General features: G+C 72.0%; 23 protein-coding genes. 2 read left to right on the forward strand and 21 right to left on the reverse strand.

Annotation, left to right across the window (positions count from 1 at the left end):
- Positions 1-11 precede the first annotated feature (11 nt).
- From mihF to pyrR, 9 genes are all read right to left on the reverse strand, one after another.
- Positions 12-329, reverse strand: coding sequence for an integration host factor, actinobacterial type (gene mihF, locus OG598_RS15290; RefSeq protein ID WP_030335662.1), 318 nt, complete (start codon positions 327-329; stop codon positions 12-14).
- A 178-nt stretch (positions 330-507) separates the two neighbouring features.
- On the reverse strand, positions 508-1,344 hold the full coding sequence (pyrF, locus tag OG598_RS15295; RefSeq protein ID WP_328655056.1) for an orotidine-5'-phosphate decarboxylase: 837 nt from the start codon (positions 1,342-1,344) through the stop codon (positions 508-510).
- 73 nt (positions 1,345-1,417) lie between these two features.
- Positions 1,418-2,692, reverse strand: a complete 1,275-nt coding sequence (locus tag OG598_RS15300) for an adenosylmethionine--8-amino-7-oxononanoate transaminase (RefSeq protein ID WP_328655057.1) — start codon at positions 2,690-2,692, stop codon at positions 1,418-1,420.
- Positions 2,693-2,900: 208 nt separating this feature from the next.
- On the reverse strand, positions 2,901-3,947 hold the full coding sequence (locus tag OG598_RS15305; RefSeq protein ID WP_328655058.1) for a quinone-dependent dihydroorotate dehydrogenase: 1,047 nt from the start codon (positions 3,945-3,947) through the stop codon (positions 2,901-2,903).
- Complete coding sequence (carB, locus tag OG598_RS15310; RefSeq protein ID WP_328655059.1) at positions 3,944-7,291, reverse strand: carbamoyl-phosphate synthase large subunit; 3,348 nt, start codon at positions 7,289-7,291, stop codon at positions 3,944-3,946. The genes OG598_RS15305 and carB overlap by 4 nt, the downstream gene beginning before the upstream one ends.
- Complete coding sequence (carA, locus tag OG598_RS15315; protein WP_328655060.1) at positions 7,284-8,447, reverse strand: glutamine-hydrolyzing carbamoyl-phosphate synthase small subunit; 1,164 nt, start codon at positions 8,445-8,447, stop codon at positions 7,284-7,286. The genes carB and carA overlap by 8 nt, the downstream gene beginning before the upstream one ends.
- Positions 8,447-9,724, reverse strand: coding sequence for a dihydroorotase (locus OG598_RS15320; RefSeq protein WP_328655061.1), 1,278 nt, complete (start codon positions 9,722-9,724; stop codon positions 8,447-8,449). Before OG598_RS15320 ends, carA begins: the two co-directional genes overlap by 1 nt.
- The gene (locus OG598_RS15325) at positions 9,721-10,647 is read right to left on the reverse strand and encodes an aspartate carbamoyltransferase catalytic subunit (RefSeq protein WP_328655062.1); all 927 of its coding nucleotides are present in this window, start codon (positions 10,645-10,647) and stop codon (positions 9,721-9,723) included. The genes OG598_RS15320 and OG598_RS15325 overlap by 4 nt, the downstream gene beginning before the upstream one ends.
- Positions 10,648-10,702: 55 nt before the next feature.
- Complete coding sequence (gene pyrR, locus OG598_RS15330; RefSeq protein ID WP_328655063.1) at positions 10,703-11,287, reverse strand: bifunctional pyr operon transcriptional regulator/uracil phosphoribosyltransferase PyrR; 585 nt, start codon at positions 11,285-11,287, stop codon at positions 10,703-10,705.
- Positions 11,288-11,575: 288 nt separating this feature from the next.
- On the opposite strand from pyrR, the gene bldD reads away from it, so the two are divergent.
- Positions 11,576-12,064 carry a transcriptional regulator BldD gene (gene bldD / locus OG598_RS15335; protein WP_007458348.1) on the forward strand — a complete coding sequence of 163 codons (489 nt, stop codon included), beginning with the start codon at positions 11,576-11,578 and terminating at the stop codon, positions 12,062-12,064.
- Positions 12,065-12,149: 85 nt separating this feature from the next.
- Here bldD and nusB read toward each other — a convergent pair whose 3' ends face one another.
- From nusB to OG598_RS15360, 5 genes are all read right to left on the reverse strand, one after another.
- The gene (gene nusB / locus OG598_RS15340; protein WP_184188983.1) at positions 12,150-12,560 is read right to left on the reverse strand and encodes a transcription antitermination factor NusB; all 411 of its coding nucleotides are present in this window, start codon (positions 12,558-12,560) and stop codon (positions 12,150-12,152) included.
- A gap of 23 nt (positions 12,561-12,583) precedes the next feature.
- Entirely contained in the window at positions 12,584-13,141 is a 558-nt protein-coding gene (gene efp / locus OG598_RS15345; RefSeq protein ID WP_007458344.1) for an elongation factor P, read from the reverse strand.
- A gap of 98 nt (positions 13,142-13,239) precedes the next feature.
- The gene (aroQ, locus tag OG598_RS15350; RefSeq protein ID WP_328655064.1) at positions 13,240-13,665 is read right to left on the reverse strand and encodes a type II 3-dehydroquinate dehydratase; all 426 of its coding nucleotides are present in this window, start codon (positions 13,663-13,665) and stop codon (positions 13,240-13,242) included.
- Positions 13,662-14,741, reverse strand: a complete 1,080-nt coding sequence (gene aroB / locus OG598_RS15355; protein ID WP_328655065.1) for a 3-dehydroquinate synthase — start codon at positions 14,739-14,741, stop codon at positions 13,662-13,664. Before aroB ends, aroQ begins: the two co-directional genes overlap by 4 nt.
- A gap of 10 nt (positions 14,742-14,751) precedes the next feature.
- A complete protein-coding gene (locus OG598_RS15360) occupies positions 14,752-15,750 on the reverse strand; it encodes a helix-turn-helix transcriptional regulator (RefSeq protein WP_328655066.1) in 999 nt (332 codons plus the stop codon).
- Between the two features lie 79 nt (positions 15,751-15,829).
- Here OG598_RS15360 and OG598_RS15365 point away from each other — a divergent pair, with 79 nt between their 5' ends.
- Positions 15,830-16,558, forward strand: coding sequence for an alpha/beta fold hydrolase (locus tag OG598_RS15365; RefSeq protein ID WP_328655067.1), 729 nt, complete (start codon positions 15,830-15,832; stop codon positions 16,556-16,558).
- A 103-nt stretch (positions 16,559-16,661) separates the two neighbouring features.
- Here OG598_RS15365 and OG598_RS15370 read toward each other — a convergent pair whose 3' ends face one another.
- The 7 genes from OG598_RS15370 to OG598_RS15400 form a co-directional block, all read right to left on the reverse strand.
- A complete protein-coding gene (locus OG598_RS15370) occupies positions 16,662-17,165 on the reverse strand; it encodes a shikimate kinase (RefSeq protein WP_328655068.1) in 504 nt (167 codons plus the stop codon).
- On the reverse strand, positions 17,165-18,343 hold the full coding sequence (gene aroC, locus OG598_RS15375) for a chorismate synthase (protein WP_091401884.1): 1,179 nt from the start codon (positions 18,341-18,343) through the stop codon (positions 17,165-17,167). Before aroC ends, OG598_RS15370 begins: the two co-directional genes overlap by 1 nt.
- A gap of 94 nt (positions 18,344-18,437) precedes the next feature.
- Positions 18,438-19,361: a glycosyltransferase family 2 protein gene (locus OG598_RS15380; RefSeq protein WP_328655069.1), complete on the reverse strand. Its 924-nt coding sequence runs from the start codon at positions 19,359-19,361 to the stop codon at positions 18,438-18,440.
- Positions 19,358-20,032, reverse strand: a complete 675-nt coding sequence (locus OG598_RS15385; protein ID WP_328655070.1) for a glycosyltransferase — start codon at positions 20,030-20,032, stop codon at positions 19,358-19,360. Before OG598_RS15385 ends, OG598_RS15380 begins: the two co-directional genes overlap by 4 nt.
- Entirely contained in the window at positions 20,029-20,508 is a 480-nt protein-coding gene (locus OG598_RS15390) for a UDP-N-acetylglucosamine--LPS N-acetylglucosamine transferase (RefSeq protein WP_328655071.1), read from the reverse strand. Before OG598_RS15390 ends, OG598_RS15385 begins: the two co-directional genes overlap by 4 nt.
- A 214-nt stretch (positions 20,509-20,722) precedes the next feature.
- A complete protein-coding gene (locus tag OG598_RS15395; RefSeq protein ID WP_328655072.1) occupies positions 20,723-21,985 on the reverse strand; it encodes a hypothetical protein in 1,263 nt (420 codons plus the stop codon).
- Positions 21,982-22,884, reverse strand: coding sequence for a sulfotransferase domain-containing protein (locus OG598_RS15400; RefSeq protein ID WP_328655340.1), 903 nt, complete (start codon positions 22,882-22,884; stop codon positions 21,982-21,984). The genes OG598_RS15395 and OG598_RS15400 overlap by 4 nt, the downstream gene beginning before the upstream one ends.
- Between the last annotated feature and the right edge of the window lie 8 nt (positions 22,885-22,892).

Below are 22,892 nucleotides of genomic sequence, written 5' to 3' on the forward strand. Positions count from 1 at the left end.
CGCTGCCAGGTTCAGTTGGCGGCGAACTCTCCAAGCAGTGCCTTGCGCTGCTGCTCGCCGAGGCCACGCAGGCGACGGCTGTCGGCGATCTTGAGCTTCTCCATGATCTGGGTAGCCCGGATCTTGCCGATGCCCGGCATGGCCTGCAGGACGGCCGACACCTTGAGCTTGCCAACGACGTCGTCGCTCTCGGCCCGCTCGAGGACGGCACCGAGGGTGGTCTTGCCCTGCTTGAGCTGCTCCTTCAGCTGAGCACGGGCCTTGCGGATCTCCGCGGCCTTCTCGAGCGCGGCAGCGCGTTGTTCGGGGGTCAGTGACGGGAGCGGCACCAGTTCTCCTCAGGTCCCTATCGCGGCGGGCGGGGCGCACCGCCGCATCTGTGAAACGTGGTGTCGCTGTGAACCAAGGGGTCCATGGTTCCCAGCGCGGGGAAAACTAGCGGCCAACGGAGCTTTCGGCAACGTGGGGGCCGCATGATCACCGTAGAGTGACCGACCCGTCAGTCAGTCACCGGGCAGGCAGGACGGCCCGACAGTCGACCAACACGCGGTCCGCGGCGGCCCGCAGCGCGGCCACATCGGGGCCTGCCGAAAGCACTTCCCGGGAGTACGACGGGAGCACCGAGGCGAGGCTCGAACCGAAGACGGTACGCAGATCGGCTGCGCCGGCACCCTGCGCGCCGAGCCCCGGAGCGAGCAGTGGGCCACCCACACCGGAGAGGTCGTGACCGGTGTCACCGATGGTCGCGCCGACCACCAGACCGAAGCTCCCGAGCGGTGACGCACCCCTGTTGAGCTGGGAAATCTCGTCGATCACGGTTTGCGCCACGGTGCGGCCGTCCGCCGTGACGGCCCGCTGCACGGCCGCGCCCTCGGGGTTGGAGGTGAGGGCCAGCACGAACACCCCGCCGCCGTGCTCGGCGGCCAGTTCGAACATCGGCGCCAGCGAACCGACCCCGAGGTAGGGGCTCGCGGTGACCGCGTCGACATACACAGGGCTGGATGGATCAAGGTACGCGGCGGCGTACGCGCTCACCGTCGAGCCGATGTCGCCGCGCTTGACGTCGAGCAGAACGAGCGAGTTGGCATCCCGTAACTGTCGGATAGTTGACTCAAGAATCGCCACACCTCGGGACCCGAACCGCTCGAAAAAGGCCGACTGAGGCTTGACTACCGCAACCCGGTCACCGAGGGCTTCCACCACGATCCGGCTGAACCGGTCGAGCCCCTGAACGTCGTCCGGGAGGCCCCACTGAGCCAGCAGACCGGGATGCGGGTCGATGCCCACACAGAGTGGGCCCCGCTCGGTGATCGCCCGGTGCAGCCGGGTACCGAAGCTCTCCATCGGAGTGTTCCCCTCTTCTCGTCCGGACGGCCGACCCGCCCGGGTAACCCGTCGACCCGGTGGCCGGGCCGACTCAGCCGGCCGCCACCGCCGCCGCCACCCCGGTCGCGATCCGGGCCAGGTCGACGTCGTCGGTGACGTACGGCGGCATCGTGTAGATCAGGTCGCGGAACGGACGCAGCCACACCCCCTGGGCGACAGCGGCGGCGGTCGCCGCGCCGAGGTCGACCTCGTGATCGAGCTGGACCACGCCGATCGCGCCGAGGACCCGTACGTCGGCCACGCCCGGCGTGCCGCGCAGGGGCTCCAGACCGGCGCGCAGGCCGGCGCCGACCCTGGCGACCTGGCCGGCCCAGTCTCCGGCCCGCAGCAGCCCGATGGAGGCGTTCGCCACCGCGCAGGCCAACGGGTTACCCATGAACGTGGGCCCGTGCGCCAGCACGCCGGTCGCCGAGATGCCCCGGGCGACCTCAGCGGTGCACACCGTCGCCGCGAGGGTCAGGTACCCCCCGGTCAGCGCCTTGCCCACACAGAGCACGTCCGGGGTCACAGCGGCGTGCTCGGCGGCGAACATCTCGCCGGTACGGCCGAACCCGGTGGCGATCTCGTCGAAGATCAGCAGAATTCCGTGCGCCCGGGTCACCTCGCGCAGCACCCGCAGGTAACCCGGATGGTGGAAGCGCATCCCGCCGGCCCCCTGGACGACGGGCTCGACGATCACGGCGGCCACCTCGTCGGCGTGCCGCTCGACCGTCTCCACCAGCGCCGCCACGTACGCGTCGTCGGGCGGATCGGTGAAACCGCCCGGCGGCACCGGGGCGAACACCTGCCGGGGCAGCACGTCGCCCCACAGGTGGTGCATCCCGCCCTCCGGGTCGCAGACGCTCATCGGATGGAAGGTGTCGCCGTGGTAGCCGCCCCGCCAGGTCGCCAGCCGGCGCCGCTGGGGCCGCCCGACGGCCCGCTGGTACTGCAGGCACATCTTCACCGCCACCTCGACGCTGACCGAGCCGGAGTCGGCCAGGAACACGTGCTCCAGGCCGTCCGGGGTCAGCTCGACCAGGGTCCGGGCCAGCTGCACCGCCGGCTCGTGGGTGAGCCCGCCGAACATCACGTGGCTCATCCGGCCCAGCTGATCGGTCACCGCCGCGTCCAGCACCGGGTGCCGGTACCCGTGGATCGCCGCCCACCAGGACGACATGCCGTCCACCAACTCCCGCCCGTCGGCCAGGGTGAGCCGTACCCCCTCGGCGCCGCGCACCACGTACGGCGGGTTGGCCGGCGGCAGCGCGGCGTACGGGTGCCAGACGTGCGCCCGGTCGAAGGCCAGGATCTCCTCGGGTGTCACGGGTACTCCTTCCAGACACTGACGGGCCGGGCGGCGGACGTCCCACAGCCGAGCCGGGTCATCCCTGCGCCACCGTCGGCCGCTGCGTGGGTTGAAGCAGAGCCGAAGGCCAGCAACGAGGATCGCCTCCCGGGCGCGCAGCCGGTTCGGCGGCGAGCCGACGCGGGCCCGCCCGACGCGAGGCCGGGCGAGCACCGGGCCGGCGCGGTCACCGCCCGGCGACCGCGTCCGGTGCCGCCGTTGCGGCCGCCGCGCGGGCGGCGGCGCGGACCAGGGCCGGTCCACGGTAGATGAAGCCTGTGTAGAGCTGCACCAGGGCGGCGCCGGCATCGAACATCCGCGCCGCGTCGTCCGGGTCCAGCACCCCGCCGACGCCGACGATCGGCAGCCGGCCGCCGGTCTCGGAGTGGACGAACGCGACCACGTCGCGGGCCCGCCCGGTGAGCGGCCGACCGGAGAGGCCACCGGCCTGCCCGCCACGCTCGACGTCGACGTCGGCCAGCCCGTCCCGGGACAGCGTGGTGTTGGTGGCGATCACCCCGGCGGCGCCCCGGGCCAGGCAGACCTCCAGCAGCTCGGCGATCGCCGCCTCGGTCAGGTCTGGTGCGATCTTGACCAGCACCGGCTTCTCCCCCACCAGCGCGCCGAGCAGCGCGTCCAGGTGGCCACGGTCCTGCAAGGACCGCAGACCCGGGGTGTTCGGTGAGGACACGTTCACCGCGAAGTAGTCGCCGTGCCCGCGCAACGCCCGGTACGAGGCGAGGTAGTCCTCGACCGCCTCGTCCAGCGGTGTCACCTTGGACTTGCCCAGCGAGATGCCCAGCGGCACCCCGAGCGGGCGCGGCAGCGCCGCCAACCGGGCGGCCAGCGCGGCGGCCCCGGCGTTGTTGAAGCCCATCCGGTTGACCACCGCCTCGCTGGCCGGCAGCCGGAACAGCCGCGGCCGGGGGTTGCCCGGCTGGGCGTGCGCGGTGACGGTGCCGACCTCCACGAAACCGAAGCCGAGCGCCGGCCAGGCCGGCAGCGCCGCGCCGTCCTTGTCCATACCGGCGGCCAACCCGACCGGGTTGGGGAACCGCACCCCGAACACCGTGCGCGGCGCGTCGACCGCGTACCGGGCCCGCAGCGCGGCGAGCGCCGCCGGCCGCCGCGACAGGGCCGCCAACCGCCGCAACGTCCACTCGTGCGCCGCCTCGGCGTCCCCGCCCCCGAGCCGGAACAACAACGGCCGTACCGCCTGCTCGAACACTGTCACTGGGCCGCCCGCAGGATGGCGTGCAGGTCCTGAAGGGGGCGGACCTGCATGTCGCCGCGGATCCGCGCCTCGATGCCCATCACCGCCGCGGCGGCGCCGGGGACCGTGGTGATGCAGGGGATGTCAGCGGTGACGGCCGCGCTGCGGATCTCGTAGCCGTCGGATCGGGCGCTGGCACCCGAGCCCTGCGGCGTGTTGATCACCAGTGCGACGTGGCCGCCGCCGATCAACGACACCGCGTCGTCGCCCGCACCGGCCTGGTAGTGCTTACGGATCTGCTCACAGGCGATGCCGTGCCGGCGCAGCACCTCGGCCGTGCCGGCGGTGGCGACGATCTCGAAGCCCAGATCGGCCAGCCGCTTGATCGGGAAGATCATGCCGCGCTTGTCCCGGTTGGCCACCGAGACGAAGATCTTCCCGGCGGTCGGCAGCGACCCGTACGCGGCCGACTGGCTCTTGGCGAAGGCGTACCCGAAGTTGGTGTCGATGCCCATCACCTCGCCGGTCGACTTCATCTCCGGCCCGAGCAGCGAGTCGATCCCCTTGCCCGCGCGGGTCCGGAAACGCTTGAACGGCAGCACCGCCTCCTTGACCGCGACCGGCGCGTCGGCGGGCATCGTGCCCCCGTCCCCCGTCGCCGGCAGCAGGCCCTCGGCGCGCAGCTCGGCGATGCTCGCCCCGAGCGCGATCCGGGCCGCCGCCTTGGCCAGCGGCACCGCCGTGGCCTTGGAGACGAACGGGACGGTCCGCGACGCGCGCGGGTTGGCCTCCAGCACGTAGAGCACGTCGTCCTTGAGGGCGTACTGCACGTTGAGCAGGCCACGGACCCCGACGCCACGCGCGATGGCCTCGGTGTAGCGGCGGACCTCGACCAGGTGCGAGCCCGCGAGGGTGATCGGCGGGAGCGCACAGGACGAGTCGCCGGAGTGGATGCCCGCCTCCTCGATGTGCTCCATCACGCCGCCGATGTAGACCTCGCCGTCGGCGTCGCACAGCGCGTCCACGTCGATCTCGATGGCGTCGTCGAGGAACCGGTCCACCAGCACCGGGTGGTCCGGGGAGATGTCGGTGGCCCGGCCGATGTAGTCGCGCAGTGTCGGGTCGTCGTAGACGATCTCCATGCCCCGCCCGCCCAGCACGTACGACGGCCGGACCAGCACCGGGTAGCCGATCTCGTCGGCGATCGCCTTGGCCTCGTCGTACGAGGTGGCCATGCCGTGCGCAGGCGCGCGCAGTCCGGCGCGGGCCAGCACCGCGCCGAACGCGCCGCGCTCCTCGGCCAGGTGGATCGACTCCGGGGAGGTGCCGACGATCGGCACACCGGCGTTCTTGAGCCGCTGCGCCAACCCCAGCGGGGTCTGCCCGCCGAGCTGGACGACCACCCCGACCACGCCCGGCCCGCCGGCCGCCCGGCCGGACGAGTCCTCCGCGTGCCAGACCTCCAGGACGTCCTCGAAGGTCAGCGGCTCGAAGTAGAGCCGGTCGGCGGTGTCGTAGTCGGTGGAGACCGTCTCCGGGTTGCAGTTGACCATGACCGTCTCGTAGCCGGCCGACCGCAGCGCCTGCACCGCGTGCACGCAGGAGTAGTCGAACTCGATGCCCTGCCCGATCCGGTTCGGGCCGGAGCCCAGGATCAGCACCTTCGGCCGGTCCGACGGCACGACCTCGGTCTCCAGGTCGTACGTCGAGTAGTGGTACGGCGTGGTCGCCTCGAACTCGGCCGCGCAGGTGTCCACCGTCTTGTAGACCGGGCGCACGTCCAAGCGGTGGCGCAGGGTCCGTACGCCGTCCTCGGCGGCCAACTCCGGGCGCAGCGCGGCGAGCTGCCGGTCGGACAGACCGGCCCGCTTCGCCACCCGCAGCAGGTCGGCGTCGAGCACCGGCGCGTCCACGATCTCCGTACGCAGCTCGATCAGGGCGGCGATCTGGTCCAGGAACCACGGGTCGATCCCGCCGGAGGCCTCGGCGACCTCGGCGATCGACGCGCCGAGGCGCAGCGCCCGCTCGACGGTGTACAGCCGGCCGTCGTGCGGGATCCGCAACGCGGCGAGAGTGTCCGCGAGCGTGACACCGGCCGGGTCCGGCACGGTCCAGAAACCGGCGGCCTTCGTTTCCATCGAGCGCATCGCCTTGTTCAGCGCCTCGGTGAAGTTGCGCCCGAGGCTCATCGCCTCGCCCACCGATTTCATCGTGGTGGTCAGCTCCGGGTCGGCGCCGGGGAACTTCTCGAACGCGAACCGGGGGATCTTCACCACCACGTAGTCGAGGGTCGGCTCGAACGCCGCCGGGGTCTTCAGGGTGATGTCGTTGGGGATCTCGTCGAGGGTGTAGCCGATGGCCAGCTTCGCGGCGATCTTCGCGATCGGGAAGCCGGTCGCCTTGGAGGCCAGCGCCGAGGACCGCGACACCCGGGGGTTCATCTCGATCACGACGATCCGGCCGTCGACCGGGTTGACCGCGAACTGGATGTTGCAGCCGCCGGTGTCCACCCCGACCTCGCGCAGCACGGCGATGCCCAGGTCACGCAGGCGCTGGTACTCCCGGTCGGTGAGCGTCATGGCCGGGGCCACTGTGACGCTGTCGCCGGTGTGCACACCCATCGGGTCGATGTTCTCGATCGAGCAGACCACCACCACGTTGTCGTGCCGGTCGCGCATCAGCTCGAGCTCGTACTCCTTCCAGCCGAGCACGCTCTCCTCGATGAGCACCTCGTGCACCGGGCTGGCGGACAGGCCGTCGCCGGCGATGCGGGCCAGGTCCTCCGGGGTGTGCGCCATGCCGGAGCCCAGGCCACCCATGGTGAACGACGGCCGGATCACCACCGGCAGGCCCAGCTCGGCGACTGTCGCCTCGACCTCGTCCATGGAGTGGCAGACCCGCGAGCGGGGCACCAACCCGGTCGGGTCGTCGACGCCCAGCCGTACGCCGGCCTTCGCCACGATCTCCTTGAACAGCTGCCGGTCCTCGCCGCGGTTGATGGCGTCGATGTTCGCGCCGATCAGCTCCACGCCGTACTTCTCCAGGACGCCGGCCTCGTGCAGGGCGACGGCCGTGTTCAGCGCGGTCTGCCCACCGAGGGTCGCGAGGATCGCGTCCGGGCGCTCCTTGGCGATGACCAGCTCCACGAACTCCGGGGTGATCGGCTCGACGTACGTCGCGTCGGCGAACTCCGGGTCCGTCATGATGGTCGCCGGGTTGGAGTTGACCAGGCTGACCCGGATCCCCTCGCTGCGCAGCACCCGGCACGCCTGGGTGCCGGAGTAGTCGAACTCGCAGGCCTGCCCGATGACGATCGGCCCGGAGCCGATCACGAGGATGTGCTTGAGATCGGTCCGCTTAGGCATTGCTGCGCCCCCTGCTGTGGGTCCGGCCCTCGATGAGATCGGCGAATCGGTCGAAGAGGTAGTCCGCGTCGTGCGGACCGGCCGCCGCCTCCGGGTGGTACTGGACGGTGAACGCGGGCAGGTCCACGGCCCGCAGCCCCTCGACCACGTTGTCATTGAGGCAGACGTGCGACACCCGTACGCCACCGAAGTCGGTGTCGATCACCTGGTCGGGGACGACCGCGCCGTTGCCCGAGCCGGGGACCTGCACCGCGAAGCCGTGGTTGTGGCTGGTCACCTCGACCTTGCCGGTGACCCGGTCGAGCACCGGCTGGTTGATCCCCCGGTGGCCGTAGCCCAGCTTGTAGGTGCCGAAGCCGAGCGCCCGACCGAGGATCTGGCTGCCGAAGCAGATGCCGAACAGCGGCACCTCCCGCCGCAGCGCCTCCCGGGCCAGCTCCACCGGGGCGTCGGCGGTGGCCGGGTCGCCCGGGCCGGGCGAGAGGAAGATCGCGTCGGCGCCGGTGGCGAGCATCTGCTCGATGCTCGACGACGCCGGCAGCACGTGGGTGGTCACCCCGCGGGTGGCCAGCCGACGCGGCACGTTGCGCTTGATGCCCAGGTCCAGGGCGGCCACCGTGAACCGGTGCTCGCCCAGGGCCTCGACGGTGTACGGCTCGGCGGTGCTCACCTCGGCGGACAGGTCCGCGCCGACCATCTGCGGCGCCTGGCGGACCCGGGCCAGCAGGCTCTGCGGGTCGTTGTCGATGCTGGAGATGCCCACCCGCATCGCGCCCCGCTCGCGCAGGTGCCGGGTCAGCGCCCGGGTGTCCACGCCACTGATGCCCACCACGCCCTCGGTGGCGAGGCGGTCCTCGAGACCACCGGTGGCCCGCCAGTTCGAGCCGATCCGGGCCGGGTCGCGCACGACGTAGCCGGCCACCCAGATCCGACCGGACTCGTCGTCCTCGCCGTTGACGCCGGTGTTGCCGATGTGCGGCGCGGTCTGCACCACCACCTGACGGTGATACGACGGGTCGGTCAGGGTCTCCTGATAACCGGTCATGCCGGTGTTGAAGACCGCCTCGCCGAAGGTCTCTCCGACGCTGCCGTACGCCTCGCCGGGGAACGTGCGCCCATCCTCCAGCACCAGGATTGCGGGTCTGCGCTTGACCATTACTTGACAGCCTTTCCGTCCAGGACCGTCGGCTCGCCGCGCAGGAAGGTCGCCACGATGCGACCTGGCAGCGTCATGCGGGCGTACGGGGTGTTGCGACTGCGACTGGCCAGCTCCGCCGGCTCGATGGTGCGGTGGGCGGCCGGGTCGATCAGGGTCAGGTTGGCCGGGACACCCGGCGCGGGGTCGACGCCGTGCCCGGTGAGGCCGGCGATCCGTGCGGGGGTGCGCGACATCCGCTCGGCGATCAGGTCCCACTCGGGGCCGAGCACGTCCAGCGCGATGGAGAGGGCCGTCTCCAGACCGAGCATCCCCGGTCGGGCGTACGCCCACTCGCACTCCTTGTCCTCCACCGCGTGCGGGGCGTGGTCGGTGGCGATCACGTCGATCACCCCGTCGGCGAGGGCGGCACGCAGCGCGGCGATGTCCGCGGCGGTGCGCAGCGGCGGGTTCACCTTGTAGACCGGGTCGTAGGTTTCCGCCCGTTCGTCGGTGAGCAGCAGGTGGTGCGGGGTGACCTCGGCGGTCACGCGTACCCCGCGCGCCTTTGCCTGGCGCAGCACCTCGACGCTGCCGGCGGTGGAGACGTGGCAGACGTGCAGTCGGCTGCCCACGTGCTCGGCGAGCAGCACGTCCCGGGCGATGATCGCCTCCTCGGCGACCGCCGGCCAGCCGATCAGGCCGAGCCGGGTGGAGACCTCGCCCTCGTGCATCTGGGCGCCCTCGGTGAGCCGGGGCTCCTCGGCGTGCTGGGCGATGATCCCGTCGAACGCCTTGACGTACTCCAGGGCTCGGCGCATCAACTTCGGGTCGGCGACGCAGTGCCCGTCGTCGGAGAAGATCCGCACCCGGGCCGCGGAGTCGGCCATCGCGCCCAGCTCGGCCAACCGCTCGCCGGCCAGCCCGACGGTGACAGCGCCGATCGGCTGCACGTCGACCAGGCCGGCCTCGCGGCCGAGCCGCCAGACCTGCTCGACAACACCGGCGGTGTCCGCCACCGGGGAGGTGTTGGCCATCGCGCAGACCGCCGTGTAGCCGCCCAGAGCCGCCGCCCGGGAACCGGACTCGACGGTCTCGGCGTCCTCCCGACCGGGCTCGCGCAGGTGGGTGTGCAGGTCGACGAGGCCGGGCAGGGCGACCAGGCCGGTGCCGTCGACGACTGTGGCGTCCGGCGCGGTCAGGCCGGGACCGACCTCGGCGATCACGCCGTCGCGGATCAGCAGGTCGGTCGGCGCGGCGCCGACGACACTCACGCTGGTGATCAGGTACGCGGTCACCGGTTGTTCCCTCCGAGCAGCAGGTAAAGGACAGCCATCCGCACGGAGACCCCGTTGGTGACCTGTTCGACGATGGTGGAGCGGGGTGAGTCGGCGACCTCGGGGGTGATCTCCATCCCCCGGTTCATCGGGCCGGGGTGCATGACGATCGCGTGCTCGGGCAGCCGGCGCATCCGCGGCCCGTCCAGCCCGTAGCGGCGGGCGTACTCGCGTGCGGAGGGGAAGTAGGAGTCGTTCATCCGCTCCCGCTGCACGCGCAGCATCATCACCACGTCCACGTTCGGCAGGACGGAGTCGAGGTCGTAGGAGACGTCGGTGCCGGGCGCGAGGGCGCCCGCGATGTTGACCGGGATGAGGGTCGGCGGTCCGACCAGGGTGACCTTGGCGCCGAGGGTGGAGAGCAGCAGCACGTTGGAGCGGGCCACCCGGGAGTGCAGCACGTCCCCGACCACCGCTACCGACAGGCCGGCGAGCCGGCCCAGCCGGGCCCGCATGGTGTACGCGTCCAGCAGCGCCTGAGTGGGGTGCTCGTGGGTGCCGTCGCCGGCGTTGACGACCGACCCGTCCACCCAGTTGGCCAGGCGGTGCGGCGCGCCGGATGCGGGGTGTCGGATGACGACGGCGTCCGCGCCCATCGCCTGGAGGGTCAACGCGGTGTCCTTCAGACTCTCACCCTTGGTGACGCTGGAACCCTTCGCGGAAAAGTTGATCACGTCGGCGCTGAGCCGCTTCGCCGCCGCCTCGAAGGAGATGCGGGTACGCGTGGAGTCCTCGTAGAAGAGGTTCACCACTGTCCGTCCGCGCAGCGCGGGAAGCTTCTTGATCTCCCGGCCGGCGACGGTGGCCATCTCGGCGGCGGTGTCCAGGATCTCGGTGGCGGTGTCGGCGTCCAGGTCCCCGCCGGAGAGCAGATGCTTGATCACTCTGCTGGCCTTTCGTTCGCTACTGCGGGGCTCCGCTGCGCTGCACTCCTCGCGCTCACTGGGCGGCCCCCCCGTAGAGCTTGACCTCGTCCGTCCCGTCGATCTCGGCGAGCGTCACCTTGACGCTCTCGGCGAGCGAGGTCGGGATGTTCTTGCCGACGTAGTCGGCGCGGATCGGCAACTCCCGGTGGCCCCGGTCGACCAGGACGGCGAGCTGCACCGAGGCCGGGCGGCCCACGTCGTTGAGCGCGTCGAGCGCGGCCCGGACGGTGCGGCCGGAGAAGAGCACGTCGTCGACCAGGATGACCCGTTTGCCGTCGATCCCGCCGGGGGGCAGCTCGGTCGGACCCACCGCGCGGGTGGCGTGCCGACGGAGGTCGTCGCGGTACAGGGTGATGTCGAGCACACCGACCGGAACGGCGACGTCCTCGAAGGTGCTGATCCGGTCGGCGAGCCGCCGGGCGAGGGGGGTGCCCCGGGTGGGAATCCCAAGCAGCACCGTGTTGGCGGCGCCCTGGGTCTTCTCCAGGATCTGGTGGGCGATGCGGTCGACCACGCGCTGCACGTCGGCGCTGGCGAGGATCACCTTCACCGAGGGTTGTTGCGGTGGTGACGAGCGGGCAGCCGGTGGGTACGCCACGGCGGACCTCCTTCCCCGCCTCACGGGACGGGTCGTTAAAGGATGTCGGGCACCTCCGGCCGGACCGCTCAGCAGACCTGGGCCGGGGCTTCCGCCACGTTACCAGTGGTCACCGGGGTGATGGACGGCGGCCGCTGACCACCGGGTCAGGTACCGGAAAAGGGGAAAACTCCCCGGACGCTCCGCAACGGGAGGGGCACGACCACTTGACCACGTGTCGCATTCCCCGTACCGTCACGCTCCGTAGCGATCGACGGGAGAACCCCGAGCAGCACTGGGAGTGTCCGAATGCCCTCTGAATACGCCAAGTCTCTGGGCGCCCGCCTGCGCTCCATCCGCCAGCAGCAGGGTCTCTCCCTGCAGGGTGTGGAGGAGAAGTCGAACGGGCGGTGGAAGGCCGTGGTGGTCGGCTCGTACGAGCGTGGCGACCGGGCCGTGACGGTGTCCCGTCTGGCCGAGTTGGCCGAGTTCTACCGCGTACCCGTCTCGGAGCTGCTGCCTGACGGCAGTGGCGTCCGTCACGAGCCCACCAGCAAGATTGTTCTGGACCTGGAGCGGCTCTACGACGAGGCCTCCGAGGACCTGGCCTACGTCGCCCGCTACGCCCGCGCCATCCAGCAGCAGCGCGGCGACTACAACGGCCGGGTGCTCTCCATCCGCGCCGACGACCTGCGGGCGCTCGCGATCGTCTACGACGCCTCACCGTCGGGCCTGATCGAGCGGCTCACCGAGCACGGCGTGCTGGTGGCCGACCCCCGGGCGTTCTTCGCCTCCTGATCTGCCGCTCCACCTGATCTGCCGCTTCACCGAAAGGGCCCGTGCCAGTCGGCACGGGCCCTTTCGGATTGTTCGGTGCGGACGCTCAGCGGGTGGCGTACTCGGCGATCCGGCCGAGCACTCCGTTGAGGAAGCGCGGCGAATCGTCAGTCGACATCTGCCGAGCCAGCTCCACGGCCTCGCTGATCGCCACCGCGTCGTCGATCTCGTCGACATAGAGCAACTCGTAGACGGCGATCCGGGCCAGATTACGGTCGACGACCGGCATCCGCTCCAGCGTCCAACCCTCGGCGTAGCTGGCGATCAGCTCGTCGATCCGGTTGAGGTGCTCGGCAACCCCCTCGACCAGGCCCACGGCGTAGCCGAGGTGCTCCGGCCGGGGCTGCTCGATCCGCTGCACGTAGCCGGCGAGCACCTCCACCGGAGGCTTGTCCCGCAGGTCGGCCTCGTACAGGACATCCAGCGCCCGCTTGCGCGCCTTGCGGCGCGCCGGCATCTGCTGCTTGGAACCCTCAGCCATCAGGCGCGGCCGAGGTAACGGCCGTCGCGGGTGTCGACCTTGATCTTCTCGCCGGTGGTGATGAACAGCGGAACCGGCACTGTCGCGCCGGTCTCCACGGTCGCCGGCTTGGTGCCGCCGGTCGAACGGTCGCCCTGCAGGCCCGGCTCGGTGTAGGTGACCTCCAGCACGACGCTGGTGGGCAGCTCGATGTAGAGCGGCACACCCTCGTGCTGGGCGACTGTCGCCTCCGCCTCGGGCAGCAGGTAGTTGGCTGCCTCACCGACGGTGCCACCGGGCACGGTGATCTGGTCGAAGGTCTCCAGATCCATGAAGACGAAGTCCTCACCGTCGGCGTACAGGTACTGCATCGTGCGCTTGTCAACGGTCGCGGTTTCGACCTTGGTGCCCGCGTTGAAGGTCTTGTCGACCACCTTCCCGGACAGCACGTTCTTCAGCGTGGTGCGCACGAAGGCACCACCCTTACCGGGCTTGACGTGCTGGAACTCGACGACGGCCCAAAGCTCGCCGTCCAGGTTGAGTACCAGGCCGTTTTTGAGGTCGTTGGTGGAGGCCATTTCCTGCCTTGATCATCAATTGGCGGACAGACCTGGCAAGTCTACAAGCTGCGTCGAATCGGACGGCCCCCCGTTCGGAGCGCCCAGTCGGTGGGCCCTCAGCGGGTGGCCAGATGGTGCAGAGCGAGACGATAACCGTCGATACCGAGACCGCAGATCACCCCGGTCGCCACCGCCGACACCACCGAGTGGTGCCGGAAATCCTCGCGGGTGTGGATGTTGGAGATGTGCACCTCCACCAGCGGCCCCCGCAGCATGGCGCAGGCGTCCCGCACCGCGTACGAGTAGTGCGACCAGGCGGCCGGGTTGAGCACGACGGCGGCGCCCTCGTCGGCCGCCGTGTGCAGCCAGCCGAGCAGCTCGTGCTCCGCGTCGGTCTGCCGGACCGTCACCGTCAGCCCCAGCTCCCGACCGGTGCTCTCGCAGAGCGCCACCAGGTCCGCGTAGCTGGTCGCGCCGTACACGTCGGGCTCGCGGGTGCCCAGCCGGCCCAGGTTCGGCCCGTTCAAGACGTAGACCTTCACGGGCGCGCCACCTCCCGGTAGGCGGCCTCCAGCAACGCGTCGTCGGGGCCCTCCAACATCGCCGGGCGGGCCAGCCCGTCGAGCACCACGAAGCGCAGCCGGCTGCCCCGGGTCTTCTTGTCCACCCGCATCGCCGCCAACAGCTGCGGCCAGGCGTCGGCCGGGTAGCTCACCGGCAGGCCCAACGCGCTCAGCGTGACCCGGTGTCGGTCGGCGGTCGGCGCGTCCAGCCGCCCGGCGAGCCGCGCCAGCGTGGCCGCGTACACCAGGCCGACGGCGACGGCGTGGCCGTGCCGCCAGCGGTAGCCCTCGTTCTGCTCGATGGCGTGGGCCAGGGTGTGACCGTAGTTGAGCACCTCCCGCAGGCCCGACTCGCGCAGGTCGCCGGCGACCACGTCGGCCTTGACCCGGATGGCCCGCTCGATCAGCTCCCGGCTCACCGGCCCACGGGGGTCGGTGGCGGCCTCCGGGTCGTTCTCGATGAGATCCAGGATCGTCGGGTCGGCGATGAAACCGCACTTGACGACCTCGGCCAACCCGGCCGCCAGGTCGACAGCGGGCAGGCTGTCCAGAGTGGCGAGGTCGGCCAACACCCCGACCGGCGGGTGGAAGGCGCCCACCAGGTTCTTGCCGGCGGCCGTGTTGATGCCCGTCTTGCCGCCCACCGCGGCGTCCACCATGCCCAGCAGCGAGGTCGCCACCGGCACCCAGCGCACACCCCGCAACCAGCAGGCCGCGACGAACCCGGCCAGGTCGGTCACCGCGCCGCCGCCCACCCCGACGACCGCGTCGGTACGGGTGAAACCCGCCGCCCCGAGCCGATCCCAGCAGGAGGCAGCCACCTCGATGTGCTTTCCCGACTCGGCGTCGGGCACCTCGATCGGTAACGGCTCGACGCCGGCCGCGCGCAGGCGTTCGCCGAGCGCGTCCGCGAGGGCCTTGAGCGGAGGCGCGTGCAGCACAGCGACCCGGGTCGCGCCGGGCAGCAGGCCAGGCAGCGCGCCCAGCAGGTCACGTCCCACCAAGACGTCGTACGGCCGCTCGCCGCCGACCGGAATTCGGGTCACCTCGTCCATCGCCGGGAGCCTAGTCCAGCGGGCGGCGCGGCGAGGGCGGCTGTCCACCTGCTGGCCGAGCGGCCCAGTCCGCCAACCGGCGGGCGTGTTCGGCCACCGCGGCGCGCAGCGCGTCCGGATGCCGCACCGTGAACGGACAGCCCAGCCCGGCGAGCAGCGCCGCCATTCCGGGCAGGCTCTCCGCTCGGGCCCGCAGCAGCACCCCGTCGGTGGTGGCGGTCAACTCGGCCACGCTGGGCGGGATGCGGCGGCGGGCGGCGACCAGGTCGGTCTCCAGCACGACCTCCACCTCGTGCGTGTACGGCACGCCGGCCAGCGACCGGGTCACCCAGGCCACCGCCTCGAAGCCGTCCGGCACTGTGAACGTCGCCACGCCGGGCGTCACCGCGCCGATCCGGTCCAGTCGGAAGGTGCGGATCTCCCCGCGCCGGTGGTCGTGGCCTGTGACATACCAACGGCCGGCGTGGAAGACCAGCCCGTACGGGTCGAGTTCGCGGTGCGACTGCTCGCCCCGCCAGGAGCGGTAGTCCAGCGCCACCCGCTGCCGGTGCCGGGTGGCCGAGGCCAGCGCGAGCAGGGTGCCGGACGCCGGCCCGCGCTCCGGCTCCGCACGACGCAGGGTGAAGCCCAGGTGCTCCTGGACGGCGGCGAGCCGGTCGGCGAGCGCGGCCGGCAGCACCCGGCGGATCTTCGCCAGCGCCGTGGCGGTGGCCGGCTGCTCGGTGGCGAGCCCGACCCGTTCGGCGACGACGAGGCCGAGCAGCACTGCCACCGCCTCGTCGTCGGTGAGCATCAGCGGCGGCAGCTTGTAACCGGAGTGCAGCCGGTAGCCGCCGTAGCGGCCCCGGTCGGCGGTGACGGGAATGCCCAGCTCGACGAGCGTGCTCGCGTACCGGCGGACGGTCCGCTCGTCCACACCGAGGTGACCGGCGAGGTCGGCGGCCGTCGACCGGTGCCGGGTCTGCAGCAGTTCGAGCAGGGCCAGCACTCGTCCGGCGGGATGTGACACGGGCCACTCCTTCAATCCGGGCGGATCCTGTCCGGATTAGATCGTACGGTCTGTCGGTAACCGAGAGAAGGAGCCACAGATGGCGACATTCGTGCTGGTGCCGGGATTCTGGTTGGGTGCCTGGGCATGGCGGGACGTGACAGTCGCGCTGCGGTCGCAGGGGCACGAGGTCCATCCGATGACGCTGACCGGGGTGGCCGAACGCGACCACCTCGCCGGGCCGGAGGTCAGCCTGGACACGCACACCACCGACATCGTCCGACTGATCGAGGTCGAGGACCTGCACGACGTACTACTGGTCGGGCACTCCGGCGGGGGGATGCCGGCCGCCCAGGCGGTGGACCGCATCCCGGACCGGATCGCCCGGATCGTCTACGTGGAGAGTGGGCCGTTGCCGGACGGCACGGCGCAGTTCGACACGCTGCCGCCGGAGGAGCAGCAGCGACTGCGGGCCGCGATCGGCACCGGGCACCTGCTGCCGCCGCCGGCCTGGGATCCGGCCGCCGACCCGACCAACCTGGCCGGCCTGGACGAGCCGACGCTCGCGCTGCTGCGTACCCGGGCCACCCCGCAGCCGCTGCGGGCCGCCACCGACGCGGTCCGACGCACCGGCGGACGGGCGGTACCGACAGCGCTGGTCGCCAGCACGTTCCCACTCAGCGTCGTGCAGCAGATGATCCAACAGGAGCATCCGTTCTTCACCGGCCTGGCCGACGGCCAGCTGCATGAGCTACCCACCGGGCACTGGCCGATGCTCAGCGAGCCAAAGGGTCTGGCCGACGTCCTCGACCTGATCGCCCGCAGCTGAGGACCACCCCCACTGCGCCGATCTTGCAGTTCCGGTTGCCGAGATGGGGGAAATGCCCCCTAGGTCGGGACAGTAAGTGCAAGATCGGCGCGACAGGTCCGCGTCAGCGGGGCAGCAGGGCGGCGACGTCGGCGACGACCTGCGCCGGGGCGCGACCGTCGGTGACCACCGTCTCGGTGGCGACCTCGGCGTAGAGCGGCCGGCGCTGGTCCAGCAGGTGCTTGAGGGTGGCCCGTGGGTTGATCGCCAGCAGCGGCCGGCCGGCACCGAGCCCGACCCGCCGCACCGCGTCGGGCAGCTCGACCGAGAGGTGAACCACCCGGTGCCCGATCAGGGCCGCCCGGGTCTCCTCGGCCAGCACCGCGCCGCCGCCGAGGGCGAGCACGCCCGTGCCGCCGGCAAGCGCCGCAGCCACGGCAGCCCGTTCCAGGGTACGGAAGTGCTCCTCGCCCTCGTCGATGAAGATCTCCGGGATCGGCTTGCCGGCCATCTGCTCGATGTCGGTGTCGGTGTCGCGGAACTCCACGCCGAGGGTGGCGGCGAGCGCCCGACCCACTGTGGTCTTGCCGCAGCCGGGCGCGCCGACCAGCACGACGACCGGCGCCATCAGCGGATGACCAGCGCGTCGAGGTACCCGGCCAGGTTGCGGCGGATCTCGGCGATCGAGTCTCCGCCGAACTTCTCGGTGGCCGCCTCGGCCAGCACCAGCGCCACCATCGCCTCGGCGACCACCGCCGCGGCGGGCACCGCGCAGACGTCGGAACGCTGGTTGATCGCGGTGGCCGGCTCGCCGGTGGTGACGTCCACGGTGGCCAGAGCCCGGTTCAGCGAGGAGATCGGCTTCATAGCGGCGCGGACCCGCAGCGGCTCGCCGGTGGTGATGCCACCCTCCAGCCCGCCGGCCCGGTCGGTGACCCGGCGGACGCCGGTGGCCGACGGGATGATCTCGTCGTGCGCCTCGGAGCCGCGGGAGCGGGCCTGCTGCCAGCCGTCGCCGATCTCCACGCCCTTGATCGCCTGAATGGACATCAGCGCGGTGGCCAGCCGGGCGTCGAGCTTGCGGTCCCACTGAACGTGACTGCCCAGCCCCGGTGGCACCCCGTACGCCAGCACCTCGACCACGCCGCCGAGGGTGTCGGCGGCCTTCTTCGCGGCATCGACCTCGGCGACCATCAGGGCGCTGGCCTCCGGGTCGAGGCAGCGCAGCGGGTCGGCGTCGATCCGGGCCGTGTCGGACGGCGTGGGACGCAGGCCGGGCTTCGCGGCCACCGGGCCCAGCTCGACGACGTGCGAGACGATCTCGATGCCGAGCGCCTGGCGGATCAGCGCCTTGGCGACAGTGCCGACGGCCACCCGGGCGGCGGTCTCCCGTGCGCTGGCGCGCTCCAGGATCGGCCGGGCGTCGGTGTGGCCGTACTTCTGCATGCCGGCCAGGTCCGCGTGGCCCGGCCGAGGGCGGGTCAGCGGGGCGTTGCGGGCCTGCCGGGCCAGCTCGTCGGGGTCGACCGGATCGGCGGCCATCACGGTCTGCCACTTCGGCCACTCGGAGTTGCCGACCCGGATCGCCACCGGGCTGCCCAGGGTCACGCCGTGGCGCAGGCCGCCGAGCAGCTCGACCTCGTCCCGCTCGAACGACATCCGGGCACCCCGCCCGTAGCCCAGCCGTCGACGGGCCAGCTCGTCGGCGATCTCGGTGGTGGTCACCTCGATGCCGGCCGGCACCCCCTCCAACATCGCGACGAGGGCGGGACCATGCGATTCACCTGCAGTCAGCCAGCGCAACACAGCGGTCAGTCTGTCACGGCGGGCCACCGACACGGCGCGCTCCCCGTCGCGTCCCGCCCAGCGGACGCCGCCGCCCGCTCACGCGGGCGGCGGCTCAGATCCCCCGACCGCGCTTGTGCAGGGTGCGCAGCACCGCGTCGGCCCGGACCACCCGACCGGCGACGGCGAGCGCCAGGTAGGCGCGCGGCTCGCGGGGGTTGCTCCGCAGGGTGCGCCGGGCCCAGCGCAGCGCGCCCCGGCGGTCGCCGGAGGCGGCCTGGGCGAACGCGATCTGCCCGGCCACCCGGGCCTCGCCGGCCGGTTGACTGGCGAACTCCGGGTAGCGCCGCAGCAACCACTGCAACGCCTCCGAGATGGTGTCCCAGCGCTGCGCGAAGTACGAGCGCTTGTGCCAGCGGACCAGCACCGACGGCGTCCGCAAATTGATCAGCGGCGCGCTGCGCGCGGCCCGCAGCAGGAACTCGTAGTCCTCCGCGTAGCTGCCCGGGATCTCCTCGTCGACCAGCCCGAACCCGTTGCGCAACGCGGTGGCGCGGATCAGGAAGGTCGACGGGTGCAGCTCCGTCATCCGGTCGCGGAGCAGGTCGTCCAGGGTGATCCGGTCCTTGTCGAGCACCCGGTCGACGGTGTGCCCGTCGTAGTTGACCCGGATGCCGCAGCAGACGAACTCGGCAGCCGGGTCGCCGGCCAACGCGTCGACCTGGGCGGCCAGCTTGCCGGGCAGCCACTCGTCGTCGTCGTCGCAGAACGCGACCAGCTCGCCCTCCGCCGCGAGGGTGCCGCTGTTGCGCGCACCCGCCAACCCGGGGGTACGCGCGTTGCGGATCACCCGCACCACGCGGGCCGGGCCGCTCCCCAGCTCGGTCAGCGACTCGTCCGGCGCGGACTGGTCGAACACCACGACGACCTCGATCACGGCCGGGTAGTCCTGTGCCAGGATCGCGCGCACCGCGGCCCGCAGCAGCTCGGGGCGGTCCCGGGTGGGCACCACGACGCTGACGGTCGGCTGCTGGGTCATCGAATCTCCTCCGTACCCGGACGCGGCCGGGACCAGGCCCGCCACCGGGGTGGGCGCGGGGTCGAACGGGCCACCAGGTCATCGACGATCTGCCCGACCCGGGCCACCGCCGCCCGTCGTGCCTCGTGTGCCTCCGGGTCGGCGGCCACCGCGTACCGGGACGGGTCGGCCACCCCGGCGGCCAACGCGTCGTGCAGGGCCTCCCGGGTCTCGCAGAGCGCCACCAGCCCGGCGGCGCCGAGCCGGCGGGCGAAGAGGAGCTGATGGTTGTCGACGTGCTCACCGTGAGCCGGATTGCGGGGCACCACGATGGGCAGGTGGCCGTGCCGGCGGGCCTCCAGGATGGTGGCCGGGCCACCGTGGCAGACCACCAGATCCGCGTCGATCATCGCCTGTTGCAACGCGTCGTGGCCGAGGAACGGCACCGCGCCGCTCAGCTGGGGCGCGTTGGTGTGCCCGTGCTGCATGGTCAGCCCGATCGGGCCGGCGGCGTGCGCGTGCCACTGCGCCACCCAGTCGACGAGCCGGTCGAAGGGATGCTTGTCGGTGCCCACCGCGACCAGCAGCCGGAGCTGGGCGACCGCCGAGCTGTCGCGCTGGCGCGGCAGGCGGGCCGCCTCGGTGGCCGGTACGGGTTGCGGACGCCGGGCGGTGCCCGTCTCCCCGGTCACAGCAGCGTCCCGACGACTGTCGCCTCGGGGTACTGCCGGCGCTGCTCGTCCCACTGCACGAGCATCGTGGACAGGAACGGCCGGCAGAGCCGGGCGGTCAACGTCGGGGTGTCGATCCGGTCGTACACCTCGATGTAGACGGTCGGGATGCGCCGCAGCCGGGCCAGCACCACGAACGGCACCGCCACCCCGGCGCCGGTGGTGACCACGGCGGCGACCCGCCGGGCCCGCAGCACCCGCCAGGCCAGCAGCGCGTTGCGCAGCAGGTTCGGCACGTTGCGGGTGGTCGGGTGGTGCGCCGGCACCAGGTCCTCGCCGGCCAGCAGCGACACCGCCTCCGGGGTGTCGAAGGTGACCCAGCAGCGCCGCCGCTGTTCGTACCAGGGCCGCAGGGCCAGTAGTTGGGCCAGATGGCCGCCGCTGGAGCCGACCAGCAGCAGCACCGGCGCCCCACTGTCGTCGTTGTTCGTGTCCACGCGACTCCCCACAAGTTCGCTTGGAATTTCAGTTCACGCCAGGCAGAAGCAGATCACACGATCCCCGGTCGCTGAATAGCGCGACCGGCCGAGATGACGATCTCCACAGCGGGCGGTGCGGTGCACCGAACGTCCGAGGTCCATCGATCGTCATCACCACCTGCGATTATGTCGTCACTGTGCGGCGCGCCGTCGCCGCCGCGATTCCTCCAGATCAGCCGCTATGTCTTTTCTCGATGACGTCCAAGAGTGCGGGATGCAGGGCGGCGTTCCAGCCCGCCCCCGCATCGGCCAGCCGCCACGTCCGCAACCACATCTCCACCAGGTACGCGTCGGCGACGAGCCGGCGCTGCGCGGCGCCGAGGCCGAGCCGCTCGCCGTGCCGGCTCAGATATCCGTCCACTGCCGACGCGGCGACGTCGGCCGGCTCCCCGCGCAGCACGAGGGCCCGCTGGAACGCGTCGTGCGCCAGGTCGAAGCCGACCGGCACGTCCGGCCCGCTGTGCTCCCAGTCCCAGGCGACCAACCGACCGGCGTGCCAGCCCAGGTTCCACGGCACCCAGTCACCATGCCAGTGACCGAACTCGACGCTGGTGTCGCCATGCCGGCGGGCCAACGCCGAGACCGCGGCGAGCGCCCGCGCACCGGCCGGCTCGGTCGCGGCGGCCCGGCCGGCCTGATCGGCCAGCCGGCGCAGGAAGGTCGAGTCGACAAGCGGTCGAGGTGTGCCCGCCGGGTCGCCCCGCCGGGCCACCGCGAGCAGCGCCGCGATCCGGGGCGGGTCGTCCACCGGCACACCGCGTACCGCCGGGGGCAACGGCTCGATCACCGCGACCACCTGGCCCGCCCACGAGGTCTCGGTGAGCAGCCGCGGCGGCGTCGGATGGTCGGCGACGCCGACCACCTCGCGCAACGCCCGCAGCGCCGCCGCCTCCGCGCTGACCAGCGCACGGGTCGCGTCGTTCCAGCCGATCTTCGCGTAGCCACGGGGACGCCCGTCGGCACTGAAGAGTTGCAGGGTGGGCTTGCCGTTCGGGTCGGGTGGGCGGACACCGAACGCGGCCAGCAGCGGCGTGTCACCCAGGTCGGCGGAGAGCCGCTCGCTCAGCAGCAGCTCCGCGGCCGGCACCCCGGCCGGCACCGAGACGGTCAACGTGGGAAAGGGCGCGAGCCCCACCCGACCGAACCGGGCCAGCCCACCGAGCACCGCCCGCAGCGCGCGCACCTTCGGTGGCCGCAGGGCGTTGTACGCCAACAGGGACGCCGCCCCGGCCCGGGGCGCGCCCAACGGCACCAGGAACCGGGCCCGGGCGACCGACGGCACCACCGCGTACCGGGCCACCGCCTGGTGACCGGCCGGCGGGGCGCCGGCCACTGTCAGGCCGACCCGGTCGTCCGGGAAGACCGCGCGGCTCACCCAACCCAGGCCGTCCACCCGCGAACGCGGGTCGGTGGCCGGGCCCACCCGGGTCGTCACGCCGCCCGATCCGCCCAGTCGAGGTCCAGCCCGAGCCGTTGACGCAACGCGTCGTTGTACGGCCGGTAGTAGTCGGTCAGCTCAGCGCGCACGCTCGGCTCCAGCGGTGCCGAGCGCCGATCGTTGTAGACCTTGAAGTTGGGCAGGTCGTACGCCGGCAGACCGAGGAAGTCCAGGGTCCGTCCGTAGGTCGCGCGCGAGTCGCGGTACAGATCCTCGCTGGGCAGGAAGAGGATCTGCTCGGAGTCGAAGCGCTCCAGCCACGGCTCCAGGTGCTCCAGGTAACGCCCCCGGGCCCGGTACGTGTACCAGTCGTACGGCTCGCTGAACGACTCCGGCTCGGCGATCAACCGCTCCCGCTCCCCCGCCGTGCGTTCCGGCTCGGCCGCCAGCGCGGCGGCGAAGTCCAGTGGTTCGATGCCGTGGGTGCGTCGTTCCTTCCAGTGCGAGTACGCCCGCTCCACCGGGTCCCGCAGCAGCACGATGAGCTTCACCGTCGGCATCAGCGCGGAGACCCGCTGCGCGGCGAGCGGGTGGAACATGTACAGCGGGGCGGCCTCACCGACCCGGACCGGCCCGCCGTGCCGCTTGGCCAGGGCCTCGCGCTGCCGCTCGGTCGGGAAATGCGAGCGGTACCAGGCTTCGCCGCGACCCCAGTGCTCCTCGAAGTAGTGCGCCGACTTGGTGTTCCACGCGGGAAAGAGCCGGGGCACCAACGGGTGCTGGATGAGGTAGTTCCACAGGGAGGTGGTGCCACCCCGTTTGGTCCCGATGATCAGGAAGTCCGGCAGCGGCCGGCGGTCGCTGGTGCGAACGCCGTAGTCGACGAGCGACTCCCTCACCCGGGTGGTCACCTGGGTCGGAACCAACTGCTTGACCCGGTCACGGATGGACACCACGACGAACC

This window comes from Micromonospora sp. NBC_00330 (genome assembly GCF_036136635.1).
Taxonomy (GTDB): domain Bacteria; phylum Actinomycetota; class Actinomycetes; order Mycobacteriales; family Micromonosporaceae; genus Micromonospora; species Micromonospora salmantinae.

What these genes read in the sequence shown, in the direction of transcription:
- pyrF (WP_328655056.1), bottom strand. Translation starts at nt 1,344, where the DNA reads ATGGAGAGCTTCGGTACCCGGCTGCACCGGGCGATCACCGAGCGGGGC.
- carB (WP_328655059.1), bottom strand. Translation starts at nt 7,291, where the DNA reads ATGCCTAAGCGGACCGATCTCAAGCACATCCTCGTGATCGGCTCCGGG.
- carA (WP_328655060.1), bottom strand. Translation starts at nt 8,447, where the DNA reads ATGGTCAAGCGCAGACCCGCAATCCTGGTGCTGGAGGATGGGCGCACG.
- bldD (WP_007458348.1), top strand. Translation starts at nt 11,576, where the DNA reads ATGCCCTCTGAATACGCCAAGTCTCTGGGCGCCCGCCTGCGCTCCATC.
- nusB (WP_184188983.1), bottom strand. Translation starts at nt 12,560, where the DNA reads ATGCCGGCGCGCCGCAAGGCGCGCAAGCGGGCGCTGGATGTCCTGTAC.
- efp (WP_007458344.1), bottom strand. Translation starts at nt 13,141, where the DNA reads ATGGCCTCCACCAACGACCTCAAAAACGGCCTGGTACTCAACCTGGAC.
- aroB (WP_328655065.1), bottom strand. Translation starts at nt 14,741, where the DNA reads ATGGACGAGGTGACCCGAATTCCGGTCGGCGGCGAGCGGCCGTACGAC.
- OG598_RS15365 (WP_328655067.1), top strand. Translation starts at nt 15,830, where the DNA reads ATGGCGACATTCGTGCTGGTGCCGGGATTCTGGTTGGGTGCCTGGGCA.
- OG598_RS15370 (WP_328655068.1), bottom strand. Translation starts at nt 17,165, where the DNA reads ATGGCGCCGGTCGTCGTGCTGGTCGGCGCGCCCGGCTGCGGCAAGACC.
- OG598_RS15380 (WP_328655069.1), bottom strand. Translation starts at nt 19,361, where the DNA reads ATGACCCAGCAGCCGACCGTCAGCGTCGTGGTGCCCACCCGGGACCGC.